2 protein-coding genes are annotated in these 2,199 nt (G+C 39.1%); both read right to left on the bottom strand.

Annotated features, from left to right (window positions below):
* Window positions 1–1,323 (bottom strand): pullulanase-associated domain-containing protein (locus AC1DRF_RS24150; protein ID WP_477741889.1); only part of this gene is annotated, 1,323 nt, incomplete at its 3' end.
* Window positions 1,324–1,471: 148 nt separating this feature from the next.
* The coding region (locus AC1DRF_RS24145; protein WP_477741888.1) for a cation:dicarboxylate symporter family transporter at window positions 1,472–2,199 on the bottom strand (728 nt) is incomplete at its 5' end.

The following is a 2,199-nucleotide window of genomic DNA, read 5'->3' as shown; positions in this document are numbered from 1 at the left end:
CACCGTTGTTGCTCGTACATATGGATCAACCGCTTCGCTCCAGCTGTTCCCAATTTTCACTTTGTACGTATAAATTAGTTCATCATGATTTCCTTTTAACTCCGCTTTCCACGTTCCTTTTTCACTTTTGATCATAGAAATTTCTTTTACAGCTTTGGAGTTCCATGATGAATAAGTCACTAGCTTGGCTTCGCTTGCGGTTGGAGCCCATACGCAAAAATTTGTTTGTTTCTTAGAATACGTGTTTCCTAAATCGTTTCCGCTATATGCATACTTTTCGTCAAATTCTTTCGTGCGAACGACATTTCCATTGACTACATCAGCTGAGCCGTAGCCTTTTTGCTTCACTTTATACGTTTTTGTAACGTCCAAAGGCTGTTTTGTTATGATTTTAACTTTAGTAGTAGCAGCGTCTTCTCCCTCTTTATAAGGTATCACTTTTTCAATTTGAGCTCCGTCAATTTCAATGTCTCCTAAACTCTTAGAAGAGTCAAACGGCACGTTTGTTTCTAAGGTGATTTGATTAAATGTATCCATAGTCGCTTTCGTGATTTTCCGAGTGATATCTACTCCAGCTCTATCATAATAAATTCGATTTTGTCCTTGAACAATCCATACTTCTACATTCCCATCTTTACCAACCTTGGTAATAAAGCGCTCTCCTCCGTCTTTATTTTCCCAATCGCTGTCACTAGTAGAATGGCGTACAATAAAACCAATTTTGTCAAATAAATTACCACTTCCACTGTTAATGGCGTAGGTCGCCCTCTTCCCAAAATTCGTGTCTTCCGTAAATTCGATTTGCTTCCCTTCTTTTTCATCACCTGGCCATGTCCAAATGTTCCACCCGCTGTAATCTCCGTCGTACCGATGATAATTTAAGGTAACGTTTACTTTATCGAACTTCGGTAAATCTCGGTATTCACCGTCAGGAGGAGACGTATATGTATGTTCATCTCCACTTTTCACCCATACTTCTCCTTCACCGTTCTCCACCGAAACGAAGCGGTCTCCTCCATCTTTTTCCCACGACTCTGTTCGAACAATAAAACCTACTTTGTCATAAGTACCGGGTAATTCAACTTCCGCTACTTTTCCAAATTGATCTTCCTCTGTAAATACGTAAGGCTTCCCTTCTCCTCCTTCAGGAAAAACCCATAATCCCCATTCCTTTGTATCATTTGGAGCAGGCTGATAGTGAATCGTGATTTTAGTTGAGTCTGCCGCAGATGCAAACGATTGCATAAATGGGCTAAAAAAAGAGCTTACTAGTAAGATTAAAGCCATCAGTACCATTGCATATTTAGTCCAACTACATTTCAATGAAAACCCTCCCGTAAAATAAAGTACGTACACATTTTTCACTATAACCTTTTTTGAAAGCGTTATCATAAGTATTTTTTCCTATTTTATGTCGATAAAGAAAAAAAATCCATAGTTAACAATGTTAACTATGGATGACGTATCTCTTTTACACTTCTGCTGTTTCAGGTGAGATAGTTTGATCGTTATATACGTTTGTATCTAGCTCTTTTGTTAATTTACTAGTGACGACTCCGGCTGTCATGCTTCCACTTACATTAAGCGCCGTACGCCCCATATCAATCAATGGCTCTACTGAAATTAATAAGCCTGCTAGCGCTACGGGCAAATTCATAGAAGATAATACAAGTAAAGCCGCAAATGTCGCTCCTCCGCCAACGCCTGCTACGCCAAACGAACTAATTGCTACAATGGCAATCAACGTGAAAATAAATGAAGGCGTTAAGGGATCAATACCTACCGTTGGTGCAATCATAACGGCTAACATAGCTGGATATATTCCAGCGCATCCGTTTTGACCAATTGTAAGACCAAATGAACCTGCGAAATTCGCAATTCCTTCTGGAACCCCTAACTGTCTTGTTTGTGTATTAACATTCAAAGGTAATGCTCCAGCACTTGTACGGGAAGTAAAAGCAAAAGCCAATACAGGAAATACTTTCTTAACATATGTGATCGGATTTACACCGATGATTGTTAGAATAACTAAATGAACAATAAACATAGCTGCCAATGCGACATAGGATGCTACAACAAATTTTCCAAGTTTAACAATTGCATCAATATCACTCGTTGCTACTGTTTTGGTCATAATTGCGAGTACTCCATAAGGAGTTAACCGAAGAATTAGCGTCACTACACGCATTACAATTGCAT

It is taken from the genome of Priestia sp. P5_B4 (assembly GCF_056400385.1).
Note: the sequence above shows the minus strand (reverse complement) of the source record. Positions and strands in the feature narration are given on the sequence as shown.